Raw genomic sequence first — 21,347 nt, forward strand, 5'->3', positions numbered from 1 at the left:
TTATGAACTCCATTTCAGAGCTCCAAAAAAAAATAAGAAATGCAAGCCAACTAAGAATTACTAGTTCAGGTGATGAATCTGACGATGAGCTATTAAATATGTCGTCATACTCTGGCGTGGTTGAATATTTTCCAGAGGAGCTTGTCATTACGCTTAAAGCAGGAACATCCATCAAGGAAGCTAGAGAAGTCCTGGAAAAAAATAGCCAGGCATTCTCATTCTATGTGAGTGGTTCTGAAAAGACTATTGGATCAATTTATGCAACATCGGGTTCAGATCTGTCCGACAGTGTTTTGGGGGTTCAAATTATTAATGGCAAGGGAGATCTTCTAAATTTTGGCGGTCAGGTGATGAAAAATGTAGCCGGTTATGATGTCTCAAGGCTTCTAGTTGGCTCATTAGGTAAGCTTGCTGTCATTACCCAAATCAGCTTCAAGGTTCTCCCAGAACAAGTTGTAAATAGATTAGATCTTAAAGGGGTTAAGAGTAAAACTGAATCTCCTATAAAGAGTGAAATTGAAAAAAAACTCAAGAGTGTGTTTGATCCTTATGGAGTTTTTATCTAATGCATATAGACCTAGCCAACAACGCAATCTCAGAATCAACTCAAGATAGAGCCAGTCAAATAATTGAATCATGCGTTCATTGCGGCTTCTGTTTAGCTACTTGTCCAACATACCAGTTGTTAGGAGATGAGTTAGATTCTCCTAGGGGTAGGATTTATCTTATTAAATCTGCATTAGAGAAGAACCAATTTAGTCAAAAATCTTTGAGTCATATGGATCGATGCCTTACATGTCGATCCTGTGAGACAACTTGCCCTTCTGGCGTTGAGTATGGTCAGTTGCTTGAAATAGGGCGTGAAATGATGGAATCCAAGAGAGGAAAGCTGCAGGCACTGTATCGATACATCGTTAGAAAGACCCTTTTAACCCCATTACTCTTTAGGCCTATTGGGTATTTTCTTCGTCACTCCAAGGTAAGCTCAAAACAAAACAAACCCAATACAATAGACTCCTCAGTTCTTTTGATGGGAGGTTGTGTTCAGCCATCACTCGCACCAAATATCAATCACAGTATAAAAAATATATTGGCTAAATTAAATATTGAAGTAAGGGAGTCCTCTCAAAGTGAATGCTGCGGCGCCCTTGATCAGCATCTAGCCGCCTCTAACGATGCGCTAAAAAAAGTTAAACGAAACATTGATAGCTGGATTTCACAGCTTGACTCTGGTGTTGAGGCAATCATATCCAGTGCGAGTGGTTGCGGCGTAATGATTAAGGATTATCCTAATCTCTTTGAAGAGTCTGATCTGTATTATGAAAAAGCACTCCTTGTTTCCTCAAAAACTAAAGATATTGCTGAATATCTTGCCAATAAAGATTTGAGTAGGCTCAACCTAAAAGAGTTAAATATTAGCTATCATGAGCCGTGCACTATGCAGCATGGTCAAAAATTAGGCGGCCTAGTTGAGTCAATTCTTTCGGACTTTGGATATATTAAAAAGCCAGTCAAAGATTCACATATTTGTTGTGGTTCTGCTGGTACATATTCGATTTTTGAGACTAAAATAGCCAATCAACTCAGATCAGAGAAAATTGAAAATCTAAATGTCTCAAAACCTAAGATGATTGTCACAAGTAATATTGGATGTTTAATGCACCTTCAAAAGGGAAGCTCGATCCCAGTTAAGCATTGGGTGGAGCTTCTTGATGTCTAGAAGAAGAAGGCTAAAAAGTAAGAGTTATGAAATTGAGATTGAGTCTTTATCTCATGAAGGCAGAGGCATCTCTCACATTGATAATAAGGTTATATTTACCCGAGGTGCTTTACCTGGAGAGAAGGTTATTGCCTCTAGGACGCTGTCTCGAGCTAAGTATGAGGAGGCGGACGTTATCGAAATACTTGAGCCTTCTTCGGATAGAATCGAGCCAAAGTGCTCGGTTTATGGAATATGTGGCGGCTGCTCATTTCAGCACCTATCGAGCGAAAATCAAATTAATGCAAAACAGGACTGGCTTCAAAGCGCCTTCAAGGGGCAAGCCAAGGTAGAGCCAAAAGAGTGGTTAAAGCCAATGCAGATTGGGAGCTGGGGTTATCGACGTAAAGCTCGGCTCGGGGTTCGTTATGTTGCAAAAAAAGAGAAGGTTCTGGTTGGTTTTAGAGAGAGAAAATCCTCATTTGTCACTGTCATGAGTCGATGTGAGGTTTTGCATCCCTCCCTAGGTGGCAACCTTGAATTACTCTCAGAGTGCATAGAGAGAATTAGCATTAAAGAGCATATTCCTCAAATCGAGGTCGCCATTGCAGAAAAAGACACCATTTTGATATTGAGGCACCTTCAGCCACTTACTAATAAAGATGAAGAGGTCTTGAGTGACTACGCCCAAAAACTTCAAATTACTTGGTATCTGCAAAGTGGTGGGCTAGATACTATAAAGCCATTAACAAAATCTGTTCAGCTTACTTACTCTATTCCAGATCATAGCATTGAAATGTCTTTTTTGCCCAATGACTTTACCCAAGTCAACTTTGAGCTCAATAAAAAAATGATTAATTTGGCAATAGATCTCTTGGAGTTAGATGAACAAGATAATGTCATTGATCTTTTTTGCGGACTTGGTAACTTCACACTCCCTATTTCAAAATATGTCAATAAAGTGGTTGGCATTGAAGGAGATCGAGGCTTGGTAGAGAGGGCAAAGGAAAATGCTGAGGCAAATAATATCTCCAATGCATCCTTTTATAAGGCTGATTTATTTGAGGATGTATCTGGTTTCGAATGGTTTAGAGGTCAAAATTATAATAAAGCATTAATAGATCCTGCTAGGACAGGGGCAATCGAGATTGTAGATCTTCTTCCTAAGCTAAATGTTGAGCGTTTGGTTTATGTCTCATGCAACCCAGCAACCCTTGCAAGAGACACTGCAAGGTTGATTGATTTAGGCTTTTATCTGGAGAATGCAGGGGTTATGGACATGTTTCCCCAAACAGCACATGTTGAGTCAATTGCACTTTTTACTCGAAAAAAATAAAGCATAGAGTATCATTACTCAAGAACTACCTTATAAGGAAATAGAATGGAAAACAAAAGAAACTTACTTCCAAAAATGGCTGTTGATAGGTTAAATGAAAATCCAGATGCTGTATTGATTGATGTCAGAACAAGCGCTGAACATAAGTATGTTGGCTTTCCTAAAAATTCTATTTTAATTCCCTGGTTTGATGAGCCAGACTTAAACTCTGATCCTTCAGCTTTTTGCAAGGCAGTAAATAATCATCTTAGTGATCGTAGTGACATTTTAGGCACAGAATTGATTCTCATCTGCAGAAGTGGATTCAGATCGAATGAGGCTTTAAAGTGTCTACAAAGTAATGGGTTTACTTGTGTTTCTCATGTCGCGAGTGGTTTTGAGGGCGACTTAGACGAGAATGATCACCGAGGCAATCTTAATGGCTGGCGGAATGATGGGATGCCTTGGTCTCAGGGCTAAACAATCTCGAGCTTTGCGTAAGAACTAATAAGCCACTTTGTTCCTGCTTTTTGAAATTTGATTTGTAGTCTCATCGAATCACCACTTCCCTCGTAATTTAGGATTGTTCCATGCCCAAATTTGGCATGATTGACGACTTGGCCAATAGAATAGATGGAACTACTTGAAGTGGATACCATTTTTTGCGGTGAACTTTTAACGTCCTCATAAGCAGTTGTCGTATAGTCACTATTTGGATTCTTAATGTAATTTAAAAAGCTTTTAGGGATTTCATCTAAAAACCTTGAATTAAGTGAATAAAAAGACTGACCATGAAGGAATCTTCTACTTGCATAGCTTAGTGTCAGTGATTGCATTGCTCTGGTCATGCCGACGTAACAAAGACGCCTTTCCTCATCAAGTAAGTGAGGTTCATCTTTACTCTGCCTTGAAGGGAATAAGTCCTCCTCCAAACCAACTAAAAAGACAACAGGGAATTCTAATCCTTTTGCAGAATGAACGGTCATTAACTGAACACTTTCTTGACTAGATTGATTCGATTCACCGCTAGAGTCAAGCGTTGCTAGAGCAATAAAACCCTGAGTTTCATTCATCTCACTTTCATTCTCGTGAACATATTGTTTGGCTGCTGTAACTAACTCATCTAGATTTTCTCGTTTACTTCCAGCCTTATCAGTCTTATCATTGGCATAGTGAGTCATCAATCCTGACTGAAGAAGAGTTGAGTCAACTTTTTCACTAAGTGTTAGATTTTTAGTGCTATCAATAAGCGCTTCAATCAGATGAATAAATCCTTGTAAGGCACTCCCTGCTCTGGCTGGAAGGCTTTCAATAATAGCAATAGATGATTGAAAGAGGTCGGTATGATTTTCAGCTGCATGGGATCTAATCTTTTCAATGGTGGATATTCCGATGCCTCGCGTTGGAAAGTTGACAACCCTCTCAAAAGCAATATTGTCAGAGGTATTTTCTGCAAGACGGATATAGCCCATTGCATCTTTGATTTCAGCGCGCTCAAAAAATCTGAGACCACCATAAATTCTGTAATTAATATTTCTTTTAATTAGGGATTCTTCAAAGACGCGAGATTGAGCATTTGAACGATAGAGTATGGCGCATTCACTAAGATTTTTTCCTTGATTAAAATGGTTCTCGATTTCACTTACTACATATTGTGCTTCCTCAGTTTCTGTTCGCGCATTAAAAATATTGATGAGATCTCCATCTCCAGACTCAGTCCATAATGACTTTTCAAGTCTATTTTGATTTTTTGCAATGAGAGCATTGGAAGCGCTAAGAATGTTTCCAGTTGAGCGATAATTTTGCTCAAGCTTGATAACTTTTATCGGCTTGAAGTCGTTTTCTATCTTTTGTATGTTTTCAACTCTTGCTCCTCTCCATCCATAAATAGACTGGTCATCATCACCAACACAGAAGACATGATTATTTTGATTGTGCAGTATTTTTATAAATTGATACTGGATTCGATTGGTGTCTTGGAACTCATCTACCAAAATATGACAAAACTTTTTTTGATAATAATCTAATAAATTCTGATTATTCTTTAAGAGTTCATAGCTTTTAACCAGCAAGCCAGCAAAATCAACCAGATCATTGGCTTGACAATGCTTCTCATAGAGATCAAAAACCTTAGCACTCTGTTTTACAAAAAAGTTATAGCCTGCATCAATATTTTGAGGGAGTATGCCCTCATCTTTTTGTTGGTTAATAAACCATTGCACTTTTCGGATAGGAAACTTTGTATCATCAATACCATTTTCTTTCATTAAGCGTTTAACAATTCGAAACTGATCTTGAGAGTCTAGAATTTGAAAGGTGGGTGATAACTTTGCCTCGAGTGGATGTGTTCTGAGAAGTCTATGAGCAAGGGAGTGAAAAGTACCAACCCACATCCTGCCAATGGGTTGTCTCAGAAGGTTGGTCAGCCTTTCTTTCATCTCATTTGCAGCCTTGTTCGTAAAAGTCACTGCAAGGATATCATCAACATGATGATTTTTTTCAGAGACTAGATAATGGATTCTATGGGTTAAAACTCTTGTTTTACCGCTTCCAGCGCCAGCAAGTATTAGGGCATTAACGTCTTCACTCAGGACTACTGACTGTTGCTGTTTTTCATTTAATCCGTCAGCAATAGGTGGTGAAATCATAATAGTTAATTGAATATAAAAAAGGCTTTATTTAAGCTCTAACTTTAAGCAAAAATCGCACTCAAATGAGTCAGTATAGATAAATTATAATCAGTAATTGAGTCATTATAATGTTGACTGATTATTTAATACTATATTAGAACATTCAGATGAATAAAACTTGGAATGAGAGTGTTAGAAGTTCTTTAAAAAATGCCAATGATTGTAATGAGTATTTTGATAATGATCGATTTCAAGATGGTAATTTTCCAATCAAGATCCCACTTGAATTTGCTAAGAGAATAGATAAAACTAACCCTTTAGATCCTCTTTTATTGCAAATTCTTCCTAAAGAACGTCAAAGTACAAAAGGTTTTATTGATTCGCCAGTATACGATGAAGAGTTTTCACCTGTGAAGGGCTTGATTCATAAGTATCCCTCTCGAGTTCTATTAATATCGAGCAGTGTTTGTGCTATCCATTGTCAGTATTGCTTCAGACAAAATTTTGATTATGACGATAATGATGTTTTAAAAAATTGGGCTGATATTCAAAGTTATTTATCAAAAAGAATTGAGGTTAATGAGGTTGTATTGAGTGGCGGTGATCCACTCACATTGAGTGATAAAAAAATTAACAAAATATTAAGGAAGATTGAAAGCGTTCAACATATTAAAACACTGAGGATTCATACAAGAACAGCCGTTGTCATACCTTCTAGAATTACTGAGGGGCTTATAGCATCACTCAATCAAACAAAGCTCAAAGTTGTGATTGTTTTTCATATTAATCATGCTCAGGAAATATCAGATGAATTTGTTAATAACATAAAGGCTTTGCGAAATCTTACATTGCTTAATCAGTCAGTTTTTTTGAGAGATGTGAATGATGACGCTAAGACTCTAGCTGAACTATCCTATAAGCTTTTTGAGGCATCTATATTGCCCTATTATATCCATCTACTTGATAAGGTTTCTGGAGCAGAAAGTTTCTTCATTTCAGATAATCAGGCTCATAAGATTTATACATCTCTGCAGAAAATGGTGCCAGGCTATTTGTTACCTAAATTAGTTAGAGATGAGGGCGGTGAGTCTAAGAGATTGGTGATATAAATTTATCTAAATCTTCAATAGTTACTTCTCCCATAAATGTTTGTAGTAACTCTCCCTCAGGACTATATATTTGAGTTGTAGGCATTCCAACAATCTCACCAAAATTTGAGTATTCAGAGTCATTCTGATAATCATAAAGGACGATTGGATATTTGATATTAAAGCGTTCAATAAACTCATTAATAACTTCGATGTTAACTGGCTCAAAATCTAACCCTAATATCTCAACATGATCAGAATTTTTATTATAGAATTTTACAAATGCAGGAATCTCTTTTAAGCATGGAGTGCACCAAGTAGCCCAAAAATTAACTACCAGGTACTTCCCCTTTGTATTTTTTTCTGTATACACATTTCCCTTGATATCGGTCAATTTAAATGTTAGTTCAGGTTCTTGCTCGTACCATGGCATCAGAGGCTTTACCCAGTCAACTAATGAGTTAAGACTGAGTGCCTGGCTAGTATGAATAGGAGATATTAGCAAGAGTATAATAAGTAGTTTTTTCATGAGTTAAATTAATGAGTGCCAAGATTTATCACAATACGCGCTGCTCTAAATCAAGAGCAACACTTGCCATTTTAGAACAAAACGATGTTGACTTTGAGGTTGTTAATTACCTTGATACTCCTCCAAATGAGCAAGAACTTAAAGCTATCTTGAAGGATTTAGGAATAAGTGCTCGAGATCTCATGAGAAGGGGAGAGTCAAAATACAAAGAGCTTGGCCTTTCTGATAAGTCTCTCAGTGAAGATCATTTAATAAAAGCAATGTTAGAGTCACCCATTTTAATTGAACGTCCTATTGTTAGAACAGACAAAGGGGTTGCCATTGGAAGACCACCAGAGAATATTAATTCAATCCTGTGAGTTAATTCTTTAACTCCTATGGTATGGGTGGTTAGTCATTAAACTGTGGCCTCGATAGAGTTGCTCTACTAACAGTAATCTAGCCATGGAGTGAGTCAAAGTTAGGTTAGATAAGCTCCAAATCAAATTACATTTTTGTTTCAGCTCTGACGAAAGCCCATCTGCACCACCGATAATCATTGCCACACTCTCACCCTCAAGCTGCCACTTCTCAATTGATTTAGATAGCTCTTTGCTTGATTGCTGTTTACCTAGCTCATCAAATGCTATCAAAAGAGATGAGCCAGAGGCTGCATCTAGAATTAATTTCTCTTCTAGGTTTTTAGTATTTTCAGCACTAATTGATTTTCGGTTTTGAGACTCTAGAGCTGTGATTGTGAAATTATAGTTTTTAGGGAGTTGCTTCTTATAGTGTTCAATGCCATGGGAGATCCAGTCGGGCATTTTTTTTCCTATAGCAATAAGGTTAATCCTCATCTTTATCGATAGACCATAATTTTTCTAGTTTATAAAATTCTCTAGTTTTTTCGGTCATAACATGAACTACCACTTCTCCAAGATCAACAAGAGCCCATTCGCTAGACTCAGTACCTTCAGTTCCTAGGACTGGCATATTAAGCCTTTTGGCTTCGCTACTGACATTGTTAGCTATGCCTCGGACATGCTGAATAGATCGTCCAGTTGTGATAATAATAGCCTCCATATCATCACTCTGTTTCATAATATTGAGAGTTACAATTTTCTCTCCTTTTAAATCATCAATAACATTTTCAACAACTTTTATTTGTTCAGCAAGTTTCATATTTTTTGTAAAAAATTTATAACAGAAGAGGGCATTAAATTATCAAGATTTTGATTGCCGGCAATTTTACCTCTAATATCGCTAGATGAAATATCTATAAGCTGTGCATTAGAGAAATATAAAAGACCATTTGAATTGGCCCTTAACTGATCAATATTATCTGCTAACTTAAAAGTATCAAGATTCTTATGACTGGGCTGATCTCCATTTCTCGGAAGAATAATCATATGAACAAGCTTCGAAAACTCATCCCATTGTTTCCATGTTTTGAAGTTTACAAAGCTATCCATGCCAATAATAAGACAAATTGTCTCTTCTTTGTGAATCTCTACTAGCTCTTTAAGAGTGTCAATCATATAAGAGCTTCCACCACGAAGAATTTCCCTTTTATCAATCTCAAGTTCAGAGAAATCTTCAATTGCAAGGCTTAACATCTTAAGTCTTTGATCAGATGAATATTTAAGAGAGCCTTTATGTACAGGTTCATAGCAAGGCAGAAGAAACAAGCGTTTAATAGCCAGTTCATTCTTAATTGAGGTTGCTGTTTTAAGATGTCCTAAATGAACGGGGTCAAAGGAGCCGCCATAAATCCCTATCATAGTAGGGCATTTACCTCATCTAGTGTCATTGGTGACATTGGGTATGTTCTTGTTGAGTCATGAACATGCATTCTATAACGGACAAATGTGTCTTCATCCTCAATTAACAAGAAAGGATTAGCCTTTTTTTGTTCAGCAATCGTCGTTGTAATTTCTGAGCCATAGTTATGTCCACATAGTAAATGAATATCATCAGGTACCTGAGCCATTAATTTTTTTAAAGAGTGGAATAACGTGACTGGATTTGATCCAGCAAGACTACAGATTCCAACACCATATACAAATAATGTATCACCAGCAATAAGATGTTCATCAAGAAGATAGCAGACACCACCAGCTGTATGGCCAGGAGTTTCAATAATTTTTATTTCAATATCACCAAGCTTAATCACATCCCCATCATCAACAGTATGAACTGGATTTTCAATATTGAGGTAGGGAACCTCATTAACACCAGCAGTAATTTTTGCGCCAGTTTTATTGGCAAGGTCGTCTACTGCATTCGTATGGTCACCATGCCAGTGCGTTATCCAGATGTCCGTAAGTGTATAACCTTTATCCTTAATTTTCTTTAAAAATAAATCAGGCTCCCATGCTGGGTCTACAATTGCGCATGTTTTAGTAGCTTTATCAAAGATAAAATGAATTGAATTTTCATAGGCGCCGATATGATAAAGCACCTCGATTGAGTAATTATTGCTGTTATATTTTTTTTCCATAATAGTACTATTTTACCAATTTTGACTTGACTGAAATGAGATACAGATTATAATCTACGGTTTTGCTAACAACCCGGTTTTTTGGGGCTATAGCTCAGCTGGGAGAGCGCAACACTGGCAGTGTTGAGGTCGGCGGTTCGATCCCGCCTAGCTCCACCATAGCAAAAATGATTTTGTCCGGTTCGTCTATCGGTTAGGACTCCAGGTTTTCATCCTGGCAAGAGGGGTTCGATTCCCCTACCGGATGCCATTTTTTTTGATTAAGTAAGTTAAATTTAACTTACTTTTTCAATTTAAAATCCTCTAAAATTTTCATGTCCCGTTCGTCTAGTGGCCCAGGACGCCAGGATTTCATCCTGGAAACAGGTAGTTCAAATCTCCTACGGGACGCCACTTAAAGACAAATCTTTTGATATTCTTTTATTCATTTAAGTTTTAGGATTGATTTGACCTAAATCACCTTTGATTATTACTCAATTTACTCAATGCAATTGTTGTTATATTTAATTATTGAAATATTCATTAAAGGGGTTTTATGAGTCATATTATCTATGAGCCAGTTAAACAAAGGCTTCAGCGAAGTGAATTGGCTGTTCCTGGATCTAGTCCAAAGATGTTTGAAAAGGCTTTACAAAGTTCTGCTGATTATGTCTTTTTAGACCTAGAGGATGCAGTAGCTCCAGACGATAAAATACCCGCTCGACAAAATGTAATTGATGCCATTAATGATCTTGACTGGAAAGGCAGTGGAAAAACGATTTCAGTTCGAATTAATAGTATTGATACTCACTATATGTATCGGGATGTAGTTGAGGTTGTGGAGCAGGCTGGGAATAAGCTTGATACCATTTTACTTCCAAAAGCAGGAACAGCATCTGATGTGTATATGTTGTCAGCGATGCTTAATCAAATAGAGACAGCAAAAGGCCTAAAAAATAGAATTGGAATAGAAATTTTGATTGAAACTACACTAGGTATGGCTAATGTGATGGAGATTGCAAAGCAAGGGCGAGATGAAAGACTTGAGGCTATGCATTTTGGCGTAGCTGATTATGCTGCAAGCTGCAGAGCCAGAACAACTGTTATCGGTGGTTTGAATCCAGATTATCCTGGTGATCAATGGCATGCTGGATTGTCCCAGATGTTAGTTGCGTGCCGTGCTTATGGACTGCGTGCAATTGACGGTCCATTTGGAGATTTTAATGATCCGGAGTCTTATAAAGATGCAGCAAGAAGGGGCGCAGCTCTTGGGTTTGAGGGAAAATGGGCCATCCACCCATCTCAGATTGAGCTTGCTAATGAGGTTTATACGCCACCTAATGAAGAAGTTTCTCATGCAAAGCAAATTCTGATTGCTCTTGATGAGGCGGCAAAAGCTGGAAGAGGGGCGGCCCAACTTAATGGACGTATGATCGATGCAGCATCCGCTAAGATGGCTGAAAATATTGTGAATACAGATAACGCAATTCATGGAAAGGTCTAGGTGTAGTTATGAATATTCATGAATATCAAGCCAAAAAACTCCTAGCTAAGTATGGGGTTCCAATTCCTAAGGGTGGTATTGCACACTCAGCAACAGAGGCAATTTATCAGGCTAATGAATTGGGTGGAAATTCATGGATAGTTAAAGCACAACTGCACTCTGGTGCAAGAGGAAAAGCGGGTGGAGTTAAATTATGTAAAAGTCATAGCGAAATTTCTGAATTTTGTGACAAGCTACTCGGAAATAACCTAGTCACCAATCAGACAGGCCCTCAAGGAAAGATGGTTTCCAGTATATATGTTGAAGAGGCTAGTGACATCAGTAAAGAGCTATACTTTAGTATTGTTCTTGATCGTGCTACTCAGAAAGTTACTCTCATTGCCTCAACTGAGGGTGGCATGGATATTGAGAAAGTGGCTGAGGAGACACCTGAAAAAATTGCAAAAATTGTTATTGATCCTGCAGTTGGCATGCAACCCTTTCAATCTAGGCAATTGGCCTTTACGCTTGATCTGCCAAATCAGGCGGTTGGAGTTGCAAGCAGAGCAGTAATGAAATGTTATCGTGCCTTTCGAGATACTGACGCCAATTTATTGGAAATTAACCCATTGGTTTTAACATCAGATAATCAAATATTAGCTATTGATGCAAAGATGACATTTGATGCTAATGCCCTATACCGTAGACCAGAGATTTTTGAATTCCGCGATAAGACTCAAGAGGATCCTAGAGAGACCAATGCTGCAGAGCATGATCTAAGCTATATTGGATTGGAAGGAAACATAGGCTGTATTATTAATGGTGCAGGATTGGCAATGGCCACCATGGATATGATTCAGCATGCTGGAGGAGAGCCTGCTAATTTCCTTGATATTGGCGGCGGCGCATCACCTGAAAGAGTAGCAACATCGATTGAGTTAGTTCTTTCAGATCAAAATGTTGAAGCCATACTAATTAATATCTTCGCAGGAATAAATCGCTGCGATTGGGTAGCTCAGGGAATCGTCGATTTATTAAATAAACGTGATATTAACATTCCTTTAGTTGTTCGTTTGTCTGGAACAAATGTTGAAAAAGGACAAAAAATTTTAAAAGATAGCGGTAAGAAAGTTATTACAGCAAATACTCTAGCTGATGCAGCTCATAAGGTTGTTGATGCCTGGAAGGATAATCATTAAAGGTTGAGATATGAGTATATTTATTGATGAAAAAACACCAGTATTAGTTCAAGGGATTACTGGGAGAATTGGCTCTTTTCACGCCCAGGAAATGATTGATTATGGAACCAATGTGGTTGCTGGAGTAACACCTGGAAAAGGAGGTATGACCCATCTAGGTATCCCCGTATTTAATACTGTTGAGGAGGCTGTTAAGGCAACAGGTGCAGAGGCTAGTATTGTTTTTGTACCACCAGCTTATGCAGGTGATGGAATTATGGAGGCTGCTGAATCTGGGATTAAATATTGCGTTAGTATTACTGATGGCATACCAACGCATGATATGATCCGAGTAAAGCGATATATTAATAGTGCTCAGCCAGATGAGAGAATGATATTGACCGGTCCAAACTGTGCTGGAACTATTAGCCCAGGTAAAGCTATGATGGGAATCATGCCAGGGCACATCTATATGAAAGGCAAAGTTGGCTTAATTGGAAGATCTGGTACTTTAGGATATGAGGCAGCGTCTCAAATGAAAGAGTTAGGTATTGGTATAAGTACAGCTGTAGGTATTGGTGGAGACCCAATCAATGGAAGTTCTTTTGTAGAAATACTTAAGCATTTTGAAAAAGATGATGAGACTGAAGCTGTTTTGATTATTGGAGAAATTGGCGGCCCTCAGGAAGCTGAAGCTGCAGACTACTTTAAAAATAATATGAGTAAGCCAATGGCTGCCTATGTTGCCGGTTTAACTGCTCCACCTGGACGCCTTATGGGGCATGCAGGAGCGATTGTAAATTCCAGCGGAGAGAGTGCTGCAGAAAAAGTAATTATGCTTAAAGATGTAGGAATTCTGGTAGCACCAACACCTTCAGATATGGGTATTACAATGGCAAAACTATTAAAAGCTAACTGAGATAATAGTCATTCTGAAGAAATAGATTTAATCTCTATTTCAGGCTCAGTAGACATTCTTAATTTGTTAGCTAAAAACCAAACTACTCCAACACCTAATGCCCACCAAATAATTTGCCATGCCCAGATGGATGGCATTCCAAGCATCCAATCCTCATAACCATTGTTTGGCTTTCCAAAAACAAAGTTACCAAATATAGATCCAGGCCCTATAGCAAAGAACATCCAAACCATTAATAGAAGACCTCCAACAGGTTTAGACCAGCGGTCATTATTTTTCCTAATACTATGCTCTCGAATAAAAGAATGGAATTTCTCTCTGTGCTCCCTATCTGGATCATTATTAGTCAAAAATGACATAATTAAACAAATGGAAATATTAAAGAACATTCCCCATACAGCTGAATGAATTGTCCAGGGCCATACCCCCCATGGAAGTCTTCCACCAGTTAACTTTTGTCCTAATGTATCAGTAAAAACAACAACAATTAGCCCGATAATTAATCCAGCAATTGCTGCATTTTTCGTTATCCATGGAAACCAAGTAATACTTAATAATGATGGCCAGAGTTGAAATGAAAAAGCAATCGCTAAACCACCAAGTAGAAGTGTGGCTTCCATAGAAAAAGAAGCAAGCAACATTCCACATAAAAAAACTAAAGCAGTAAAAATTTTTGCAGACTTAATTTGAAGTCTGTAATCTGCATCTTTGTTAAAGTATTGAACATAAATATCTCGACATAGAATATTTCCTGTCGTAAACATAAACGCAGCAGCGGTAACTTGTAAAGCAGCAACTGCACAAATTGTAAGAAAGCCAAACATCCATGGCGAAGAATTGCCTATAAGCTTTATATAATGTATGACTAATTCTGTATATTGCTCTTTAGATAGCTCGGGTAAGTAATTAGCTACTGCAAATCCAGCTTTATTTACAGCACTACTTGCCCCAAGTAAATTTGCACTGACTCCTTGTAGTGTAGAAAATAAAAGCATAATAATGCCGACACAAGCTGCAGCTCCCCATATTTGATGAATTGAGAACCCTTTAGGAGATTTGCTCGTAAATCCCAACATTGTGAAAGTAGGTGAAGATTGGATTCCCATAACTGACATCATAAATGTAAGAGTCATAATTGCTGTCCAAGGACCACCTTTTGGAGTTTCTACTCCAATACCGTCAGTAAATTGAATAACACCAGGAATTGAAAAATATCCAGGGAAGTTTCCACCGCCCATTCCTTTTGTTTTTCCAAGATGACTAGTTAGGCTTTTAGCCATATTTGCTAAACCTTCATTTAAATTGTCAAAACCACCAACAAGATTAAGAGCAATAACCCCCAGTAATATCATTCCAAGAAAAAATAATATAGTCTGAACAACTGAAATTTTTGCAATAGCCTGCATTCCCCCCATAATTGAATACAAAAGTACAAATCCAGATAATGACCACATAGCTACATTTCGGGAAAAAATACCGTTAGTTAGTTCACTTATCAAAAATCCTGAAGAGCCAAAAAGAAGTGCTGCAAAGGGTATGCCAAAAAGCAGAGCTATCCCTACAGAAATGATTCTTAAAGTGTCATCTTTAAAGTATGCTGCTAACATTTCACCAGCTGTAGTATAGCCAAATCGTCTTCCAAGCATCCATTGCCTTTTAAGTAGGACAACACCTGAGATTGCAACAGCTATTGCAAAAAATGAGGTGTTTGCAAATTGAAAGCCATCCCTAAAAATAAGCCCTGGATGAGCAATAAAAGTCCATCCAGCAAAAGAAATACCGGTTGCTGCTATAGCAAATACCCATGGTGAAAGATTTCGCCCAGATAAAAAATAATCATCCCCAGTTGCTATTTGTTTTGAGGCTCTAACCCCCCAAAAAAAACAGTAGGACCAGTAAAGGACCAAAAATATAAATATCCATGTTATTGCTTCAATCATTATATTTATATTCCTGAGTTAAGTAATTAGATATCATTATGAATTCAATATTAAATTTGTGTTCTGATGTGTGGGGATCTTGCATATAAAGCTACCATTGGCAGTATTAGAAGACCAAAAACAAACTGTTGCCCTTCATAGCTCAATCCAATACCAACTAAAAATGATGAAAGGACTTGCAATACAAGAACACCAATTACTGTAAAGCCATACCCTCCTTTCCCTCCAAGAAGAGAAGTACCTCCAACAACAACAGCTGCTATTGTTTGAAAAAGATAAGGGCCACCAACACCTACAAACCCACCACCACTCCAGCCTAATAGTAAAATACCAGTAAGCGCAGAGACAAACCCACCAATTGCAAATGCTCCAATCCAGTATGCTTTTTCTGAAATAGATAATCTTGCTGCTGCAGTTCGATTTCCACCGACTGCATATAGACTTCTGCCCCAAGTTGTATTCGATAGGGCAATAATCATAATGATCGATGCCACAACCCAGATCACGACTACAGGAGGGATACTAACCCCAAGAAAAGTTCCATTTGTAGCAGCAATATTTGATAACCATTTTGGAACTACGCCAAAAACACTACCTCCAAAGTCTGAACCAATAGTCGTTAGTGCTTGAACAGCTCCAGTCACAACAAAACCAACACCAAGAGTTAGAATAAGTGCTTGCCCTTGAAGTCGAAAACTTAATAAACCATTAACTAGTCCAACTCCTAAACCCATGAGGAGTACTGCAATAATACAAATCCAAGGGGGTATGCCGAGTGTAATTAAGTACATCAAACCAATATTTGCAGCTCCAATTACAAAACTTACTGATAAATCTAAGCCTCCAAGAAGTACAACTAGAGTTTGTCCAATGCATGCAAGCCCAAGAAAAGAGGCAAAAAGAAGCATAGACTTAAGATTTAAAGTTGATATAAAGCCATCTACAATAAGAGAGCCCATAATAAAAAGTCCAATTAGGACTGCTAAGCCCATAAGTGCACTTTTATTATTTTTTGCTACTGAATTAGTGATTATCAATACTAGGAGTGTTAGAAAAAATACTACTAATGAGAGGATATTTTGCCATTGGAAAAAATCATCCATAGCAAAAGCAAGTGCAACAAATGCAATAATCATTGCTAGTATTCCAATTATTGCTCCTCTATTACTTTTGATAAGAAAACTAAAATAACTATCTGTCTGATCTGAGTCTTCAACTTCCTGGATCTTTTGATCTAAATTATTTTCGTTGAGTGTTTCATCAGCATCATAGAAAGTTTCATTATATGTCCACCTTACTGATAGATGATGCCAGCCCCATAGTATTGAACCAAAGATTGCAACTGTATATAGCATAACAAGTTGCGAAGGAGTATCATCAAAAAATCCTAAAACAGCACTTATAGCTGAAACTATTACGGCAATAATGAATCCTAGCCATTTATAAAACGAAAAAGCGGCTTTTCCCATTCTATTTACACGCATTTCTATTCCAGTATGTAAAAGATATTTTCATGATTTATCCCTCCCACTTACTTATAGCATCATCTTTATGATCACCGATAATGTAAGTACTAATAATGTGCATTACATTTGGAGCAGAAATAACTGTAATAGCAATAATGACAATGAGTTTCCATATAGGTACACCTATTGCAAAAAATAAGCCACTCCAGGCTAAAGTAGCAAAAATAGGAATATACCAATATTTCCAAAAGCTTTTGAAGCTCGTCTCTTCCATAGCAATACGTAAAAATATTTGTAGCAATACGATAATAATTGCTATATAAGCTATCTCAGTAACTACTGCCATACCAGCTGATTCAATATTGACCCTTATTGGAGTGGAATATTCAATTAATTGAGCTGGCACACTTTCTAAGCCAGTAGGAATAATAGGGTTTGAATAGTTGGTTATTGAGCTCAATGAAGGGTCAATAGCAACTGCGCTATTACCAATAAAGAAATACATAATAATTAACGTAACTATAGAAATGCCACCAATAAATAGATTATTTATATTTTTAATTTCTGTATGAACTAAAGGTATTGTAATTGTAAAGAGGAGAGCTGAAACAAGGAGAATTGCATAAATCTCACCAGAAAAACTGCTCATTAAATAACCCTTGTCAGCATCTTGAAAAAATACAGCTCCAACTGCAATAACAGGTATTAATGAGATAAATAAAATCATTGCTATACGCTTAATATTCTTTTTAATTCCTGGCAGCATAGTAAGAATCATCAATGATGATAATAAAACTACCCCAATAAAACCAATGAATAGTGAAGTTGATTTACTTAATGATTCTGATGAGAGAGAGACTTGCTCTAAGCCAAATATACTCATTGAGTAATATTCCAATCCAATTGTGGCTGGTGTGAATACAGCATCTGTTGCCTCTGGATTAAATATTAGACCAAAAGCAGTAATGATTAAGATAATCAATAATCCAATCATTGGGGCACTGATATGTTTAAAAACCATCTTAATAATATAAGCACCCACTACTACTCCAATTATCATAAAGAACATAATTGTCCCTGCTGACAAGGTTTCCTGTTCAACTGCTGCAACAAAGGCCTTATATCTCTTTACTCCAAAGGATTTATCCATTGCTACGCTTACCATAACTCCTGCTGAAATAATCCCCATTACTAAAAATACTAATCCTGGAGAGAGTCCGCGAGCTCGTTTTTGAAGAAATGGAATTGCAATACTGATTAATAATGAAACAACTAACATAAGTCCATAGGACATATCAGTAATAAAGCTTTGCATTTTTCCAAAGTTAAAGGTCGAAAGTGCAAAAGTAATCAAAAATATATTTAGTGAGCCAAGAAGAGCTCCAAAAGCACTTCCACGACCACCTGCTAAATTGGCTCCACCAAGCACAAGTGCAGTAACGGCCATCAATGTATAGGTTGTTCCTTGACTTGGATCACCAGAGCTAATTAATGAAGTAAAAGTTATTGCAGCAAGTCCTGCATAAATACCTCCTACGACGTGAGCTCCTATTCGTACCATGTTGACATTAACACCACTTGTATAAGTTGCACGCTCATCTGAACCCATCATTTTTAGATTTCCCCAGAATGCCGTTTGAGCTAAGAGGTACCAGCCTGCTGTTGCAACGATTAATATTACGAGAACAGGAGAAAAAATAGAGGTTCCAGCACCCCAACTGTACATCCAATCTGGCGCTAATCCTGATGGTCTAGGCATAATTATAAGATTCAAGCCCACAAGTGACAGATAGCCACTTAAGGAAACAATAATTGGCTGGACACGAACAAAAACAATGATTAAGGCCATCAAAATTTGATACGCTATACCAACGCCAATCGCATACAAGAAGATTGCAATCGGTGACTCTATGAAGCCTATGCCAATCAGTTGAATCATTCCGACATTTATAAATCCAATTAATGGACCAATTGATAAGTCCACCCCGGCTCTTCCAGCCATAACGATTACCGTCAGTGCATAGGTCGCAAGAATTAATGGAGCAACTACAATTATTAAGCCACCAAAACCAGTACTTGAGACTAGATAGGGTCCTCTAATTACTGCGAATATAAGCAATAAAAAGAAAATTACAATAGGCACTATAAGATAGGTACTAGCACCTGAATTTGACTCTTGTTTTTTTGTTAATTCCATTTTAATATTTTTTCAATCAATAACTTTTAATCTTTTGAAGATTGGTCTTTAGTGATTAGTTTTTCAAATTTTTGGATATCTTGCTCACTATATTCATGAGTATTGGATGGATCTGATTTTGAATTACTAATAGCGGCATTATTACTTTGTTCTTTATCTATATTATTAAATTCTTTTTTAGTTTCATTAGTGGCTTTATTGAAAAGCTCCTCATCAGATGCAGAATAAGCTTCCGTTTTTTTAATTTGTACTGATCTAGAACTGCGCTTACTGTTGTTCAACTCCATTAACTGTTCAAATTGATTAGAATCATTCTGAGAATATTCAATGGAATCACTTAAATCATTAGTAGCCATTGGCTCAATCTTTTTGCTTTTTTTATTTTTACTTTCTGAAGAGTTTAATATTGAATTGAAATGCTCTTCATCAGTTAAGGAAAAATCTTGATTTTTAGTTTTAACTGAGTAAACTTTTTCATTGTCTTTTTTGAAATATTTGCTTACGTTGTATCTACTCACATCATTCTCCAATTTATTTTTTTTAGGATGTTCTGATTTATTTGATTGTTCATCTATTTTTGATTCAAAGCTATCCAATTTAAAACTTTCATCTTTATCTGAATTTTCATTTTGAATATGTCCAAACATAGATTCCAGAATTCCATCAGCATTTATTTGTTGGTCTACGAATGTTTCAAAGATACTTCCATTCCTGAATACAATTACACGTGAACAAAAACCTATAAATTCTTCAAGTTCACTCGACATATATATAACTGAATTTCCATCATCAGCAAACTCTCTGAGTTGTTTATAGAGATCTCTTTTAGTTTGAAGGTCAATACCACGAGCTGGGTCTAATAAAACTAAAGTCTTTGGATGAGAGGCGAATGCACGACCAAGCATTACTTTTTGCTGATTCCCACCACTTAGTGAAGTAATTAAATTCTCTTTAGCGCCAGCCTTTATAGCTAATCTTTCAACTTCCCAGTCATAAATATCATTTATTCCACTCCATTCGATTAATCTAACACCAGGGATGTTGGTATTTTGCTTGTACATAGATATTGCTAAATTTTCAACAATACTCAGATTTGGTAAAATTCCCTCTCTCTTTCGATCACCTGAAACAAAAGCAATGCCATGCTTTTTTGCATCCTCTAGGTTATTAATTGAATAGTAATCCTGTCCATGATTGATACTAACTTCAGTAACACCGTCATTAGCATTTGCAATGCCAGCTAATATGCGGACAAAATCATCTTGACCATGACCATCGAGGCCAGTAATTCCAACTATTTCCCCCTTAAGTAGTTTGAAATTAGATTCTTTACTATCAGCCCAAACTCGCATTTTTTGGGTTCTTAAGGCAACTTGAGAGTGAGAGGTTTTATGAGCTTCTTGTTTAGCCACATCTTTACTTTGATCCTTACCAGTCATTAACTGTAAAAGATTTTTTTCAGTAATTTCACTTTTTTCTAATACCCCAACATCCTTTCCATCTCTCATTACGGTGCATCGATCACTTATTCTTACTAACTCGGCAATTCGATGTGTAACTATTATGATTGCTGAACCCTTATCACGTAACTCTCGCATTTTATTAAAGAGACGTTCAGTTGAATCGAAATCTAAGGCAGCAGATGATTCGTCAAGTATAAGTAAATCTGGTTCACTTAAGAGACCTCTAGCGATTGTAATCCATGCTTTAGTACTCAGTGGTAAATTCCCTGCAGGCATTAAAGGGTCTATATCTTCATCAGCTAGTTCACTTAATAAAGTTCTGGCTTTATCTTCTTTGTCTTTATCAGATAAAGTTTTGGAGAAAAAACCATCAATACCTATAAATAAGTTATCGACAATTGATGCTTCATCAGCAACAAGAACTTCTTGGAATACCATTGAAACTCCTAAATCACGAGATTCTTTTGGAGTAGATGGGTGATGACCATTAATTGATACTTTTCCTGAGTCAATTGGTAAGACACCTGCTAAGACTTTAGCTAAAGTACTTTTGCCGCATCCATTGCCACCAATAATTGCATGAATTTCACCAAAATAACCTGTGAAAGAGACATTATCTAAGGCTTTTGTTACTCCAAATGACTTGTTGACATTCTTAACATGAAGCTCACCAGGAAATTTAGTAAGTGTTTCTGATGTGTTTGAAACATTATCTTGTAATGTGCTTTCAACTTGATCGATCACTGAAATAAGCCCCTGCATTGCAACAAATAAAATTACTCTAAGCTAATGGTTATTTATTAAGAAGGTTTATGTGACCATAAATTCTATCTATAACCATCCAAAAGTATAGGTCTAGTTTACTACTATGACATACCATAGTCAATAGTATGTATATATTTATACTTTTATATAAGATTAGCGAGTATTGGTGTTAAAATGTTTGATAGAAAAAGTAACATTATTTGTTAGTTAATCTAAG

The 21,347-nt window shown here is 36.9% G+C and carries 19 protein-coding genes and 3 tRNA genes; 12 read left to right on the top strand and 10 right to left on the bottom strand.

The window, feature by feature from the left end; genetic code table 11:
- Window positions 1–2 precede the first annotated feature (2 nt).
- From AC5YGB_RS02340 to AC5YGB_RS02355, 4 genes are read left to right on the top strand one after another with little or no spacing between them, the layout of a single operon-like run.
- The gene (locus AC5YGB_RS02340; RefSeq protein ID WP_496137671.1) at window positions 3–566 is read left to right on the top strand and encodes an FAD-binding protein; all 564 of its coding nucleotides are present in this window, start codon (window positions 3–5) and stop codon (window positions 564–566) included.
- Window positions 566–1,720 carry a glycolate oxidase subunit GlcF gene (glcF, locus tag AC5YGB_RS02345; protein ID WP_496137672.1) on the top strand — a complete coding sequence of 385 codons (1,155 nt, stop codon included), beginning with the start codon at window positions 566–568 and terminating at the stop codon, window positions 1,718–1,720. Before AC5YGB_RS02340 ends, glcF begins: the two co-directional genes overlap by 1 nt.
- Window positions 1,713–3,035: a 23S rRNA (uracil(1939)-C(5))-methyltransferase RlmD gene (rlmD, locus tag AC5YGB_RS02350; RefSeq protein ID WP_496137673.1), complete on the top strand. Its 1,323-nt coding sequence runs from the start codon at window positions 1,713–1,715 to the stop codon at window positions 3,033–3,035. Before glcF ends, rlmD begins: the two co-directional genes overlap by 8 nt.
- A 45-nt stretch (window positions 3,036–3,080) precedes the next feature.
- Window positions 3,081–3,494, top strand: a complete 414-nt coding sequence (locus AC5YGB_RS02355; protein WP_496137674.1) for a rhodanese-like domain-containing protein — start codon at window positions 3,081–3,083, stop codon at window positions 3,492–3,494.
- Here AC5YGB_RS02355 and uvrD read toward each other — a convergent pair.
- Window positions 3,491–5,662: a DNA helicase II gene (gene uvrD, locus AC5YGB_RS02360; RefSeq protein WP_496137675.1), complete on the bottom strand. Its 2,172-nt coding sequence runs from the start codon at window positions 5,660–5,662 to the stop codon at window positions 3,491–3,493. The two genes, AC5YGB_RS02355 and uvrD, sit on opposite strands and share 4 nt — an antisense overlap.
- A 149-nt stretch (window positions 5,663–5,811) precedes the next feature.
- Here uvrD and AC5YGB_RS02365 point away from each other — a divergent pair, with 149 nt between their 5' ends.
- Window positions 5,812–6,753, top strand: coding sequence for a KamA family radical SAM protein (locus tag AC5YGB_RS02365; protein WP_496137676.1), 942 nt, complete (start codon window positions 5,812–5,814; stop codon window positions 6,751–6,753).
- Here the strand turns inward: AC5YGB_RS02365 and AC5YGB_RS02370 are convergent.
- The gene (locus tag AC5YGB_RS02370) at window positions 6,734–7,261 is read right to left on the bottom strand and encodes a TlpA disulfide reductase family protein (protein ID WP_020024998.1); all 528 of its coding nucleotides are present in this window, start codon (window positions 7,259–7,261) and stop codon (window positions 6,734–6,736) included. The two genes, AC5YGB_RS02365 and AC5YGB_RS02370, sit on opposite strands and share 20 nt — an antisense overlap.
- 11 nt (window positions 7,262–7,272) lie before the next feature.
- On the opposite strand from AC5YGB_RS02370, the gene arsC reads away from it, so the two are divergent.
- Window positions 7,273–7,620: an arsenate reductase (glutaredoxin) gene (gene arsC, locus AC5YGB_RS02375; protein WP_020026393.1), complete on the top strand. Its 348-nt coding sequence runs from the start codon at window positions 7,273–7,275 to the stop codon at window positions 7,618–7,620.
- A gap of 9 nt (window positions 7,621–7,629) precedes the next feature.
- On the opposite strand, the gene rlmH is transcribed toward arsC, so the two are convergent.
- From rlmH to AC5YGB_RS02395, 4 genes are read right to left on the bottom strand one after another with little or no spacing between them, the layout of a single operon-like run.
- Window positions 7,630–8,064 (bottom strand): 23S rRNA (pseudouridine(1915)-N(3))-methyltransferase RlmH, encoded by a 435-nt coding sequence (gene rlmH / locus AC5YGB_RS02380; RefSeq protein ID WP_251988149.1) that lies wholly within the window; start codon window positions 8,062–8,064, stop codon window positions 7,630–7,632.
- 22 nt (window positions 8,065–8,086) lie between these two features.
- Window positions 8,087–8,422 carry a ribosome silencing factor gene (gene rsfS / locus AC5YGB_RS02385; protein WP_020026395.1) on the bottom strand — a complete coding sequence of 112 codons (336 nt, stop codon included), beginning with the start codon at window positions 8,420–8,422 and terminating at the stop codon, window positions 8,087–8,089.
- On the bottom strand, window positions 8,419–9,021 hold the full coding sequence (gene nadD, locus AC5YGB_RS02390; RefSeq protein ID WP_496137677.1) for a nicotinate (nicotinamide) nucleotide adenylyltransferase: 603 nt from the start codon (window positions 9,019–9,021) through the stop codon (window positions 8,419–8,421). Before nadD ends, rsfS begins: the two co-directional genes overlap by 4 nt.
- Entirely contained in the window at window positions 9,018–9,740 is a 723-nt protein-coding gene (locus tag AC5YGB_RS02395; RefSeq protein WP_020025003.1) for an MBL fold metallo-hydrolase, read from the bottom strand. The genes nadD and AC5YGB_RS02395 overlap by 4 nt, the downstream gene beginning before the upstream one ends.
- Before the next feature lie 83 nt (window positions 9,741–9,823).
- Here AC5YGB_RS02395 and AC5YGB_RS02400 point away from each other — a divergent pair.
- The 6 genes from AC5YGB_RS02400 to sucD all read left to right on the top strand — a co-directional run bounded on the left by AC5YGB_RS02400 (window position 9,824) and on the right by sucD (window position 13,299).
- Window positions 9,824–9,899: transfer RNA gene (locus AC5YGB_RS02400), tRNA-Ala, on the top strand.
- A gap of 16 nt (window positions 9,900–9,915) precedes the next feature.
- Window positions 9,916–9,990: transfer RNA gene (locus tag AC5YGB_RS02405), tRNA-Glu, on the top strand.
- 66 nt (window positions 9,991–10,056) lie between these two features.
- Window positions 10,057–10,133: transfer RNA gene (locus AC5YGB_RS02410), tRNA-Glu, on the top strand.
- Window positions 10,134–10,275: 142 nt separating this feature from the next.
- Entirely contained in the window at window positions 10,276–11,223 is a 948-nt protein-coding gene (locus AC5YGB_RS02415; RefSeq protein WP_496137678.1) for an aldolase/citrate lyase family protein, read from the top strand.
- A gap of 8 nt (window positions 11,224–11,231) precedes the next feature.
- On the top strand, window positions 11,232–12,401 hold the full coding sequence (locus AC5YGB_RS02420; protein ID WP_065353672.1) for a malate--CoA ligase subunit beta: 1,170 nt from the start codon (window positions 11,232–11,234) through the stop codon (window positions 12,399–12,401).
- A 10-nt stretch (window positions 12,402–12,411) separates the two neighbouring features.
- Window positions 12,412–13,299 (top strand): succinate--CoA ligase subunit alpha, encoded by an 888-nt coding sequence (gene sucD, locus AC5YGB_RS02425; protein WP_020025006.1) that lies wholly within the window; start codon window positions 12,412–12,414, stop codon window positions 13,297–13,299.
- A gap of 8 nt (window positions 13,300–13,307) precedes the next feature.
- On the opposite strand, the gene AC5YGB_RS02430 is transcribed toward sucD, so the two are convergent.
- Genes AC5YGB_RS02430 through AC5YGB_RS02445 form a run of 4 tightly spaced genes read right to left on the bottom strand, consistent with a single transcriptional unit; the run spans window position 13,308 to window position 21,127 of the window.
- Window positions 13,308–15,239, bottom strand: a complete 1,932-nt coding sequence (locus AC5YGB_RS02430; protein WP_020025007.1) for a sodium:solute symporter family protein — start codon at window positions 15,237–15,239, stop codon at window positions 13,308–13,310.
- A gap of 50 nt (window positions 15,240–15,289) precedes the next feature.
- The gene (locus tag AC5YGB_RS02435) at window positions 15,290–16,723 is read right to left on the bottom strand and encodes an ABC transporter permease subunit (RefSeq protein ID WP_496137679.1); all 1,434 of its coding nucleotides are present in this window, start codon (window positions 16,721–16,723) and stop codon (window positions 15,290–15,292) included.
- 34 nt (window positions 16,724–16,757) lie between these two features.
- The gene (locus AC5YGB_RS02440; RefSeq protein WP_496137680.1) at window positions 16,758–18,902 is read right to left on the bottom strand and encodes an ABC transporter permease subunit; all 2,145 of its coding nucleotides are present in this window, start codon (window positions 18,900–18,902) and stop codon (window positions 16,758–16,760) included.
- 26 nt (window positions 18,903–18,928) lie between these two features.
- Window positions 18,929–21,127 carry an ATP-binding cassette domain-containing protein gene (locus AC5YGB_RS02445; protein WP_496137681.1) on the bottom strand — a complete coding sequence of 733 codons (2,199 nt, stop codon included), beginning with the start codon at window positions 21,125–21,127 and terminating at the stop codon, window positions 18,929–18,931.
- Between the last annotated feature and the right edge of the window lie 220 nt (window positions 21,128–21,347).

The organism is Candidatus Pseudothioglobus sp. uisw_142 (genome assembly GCF_059512465.1).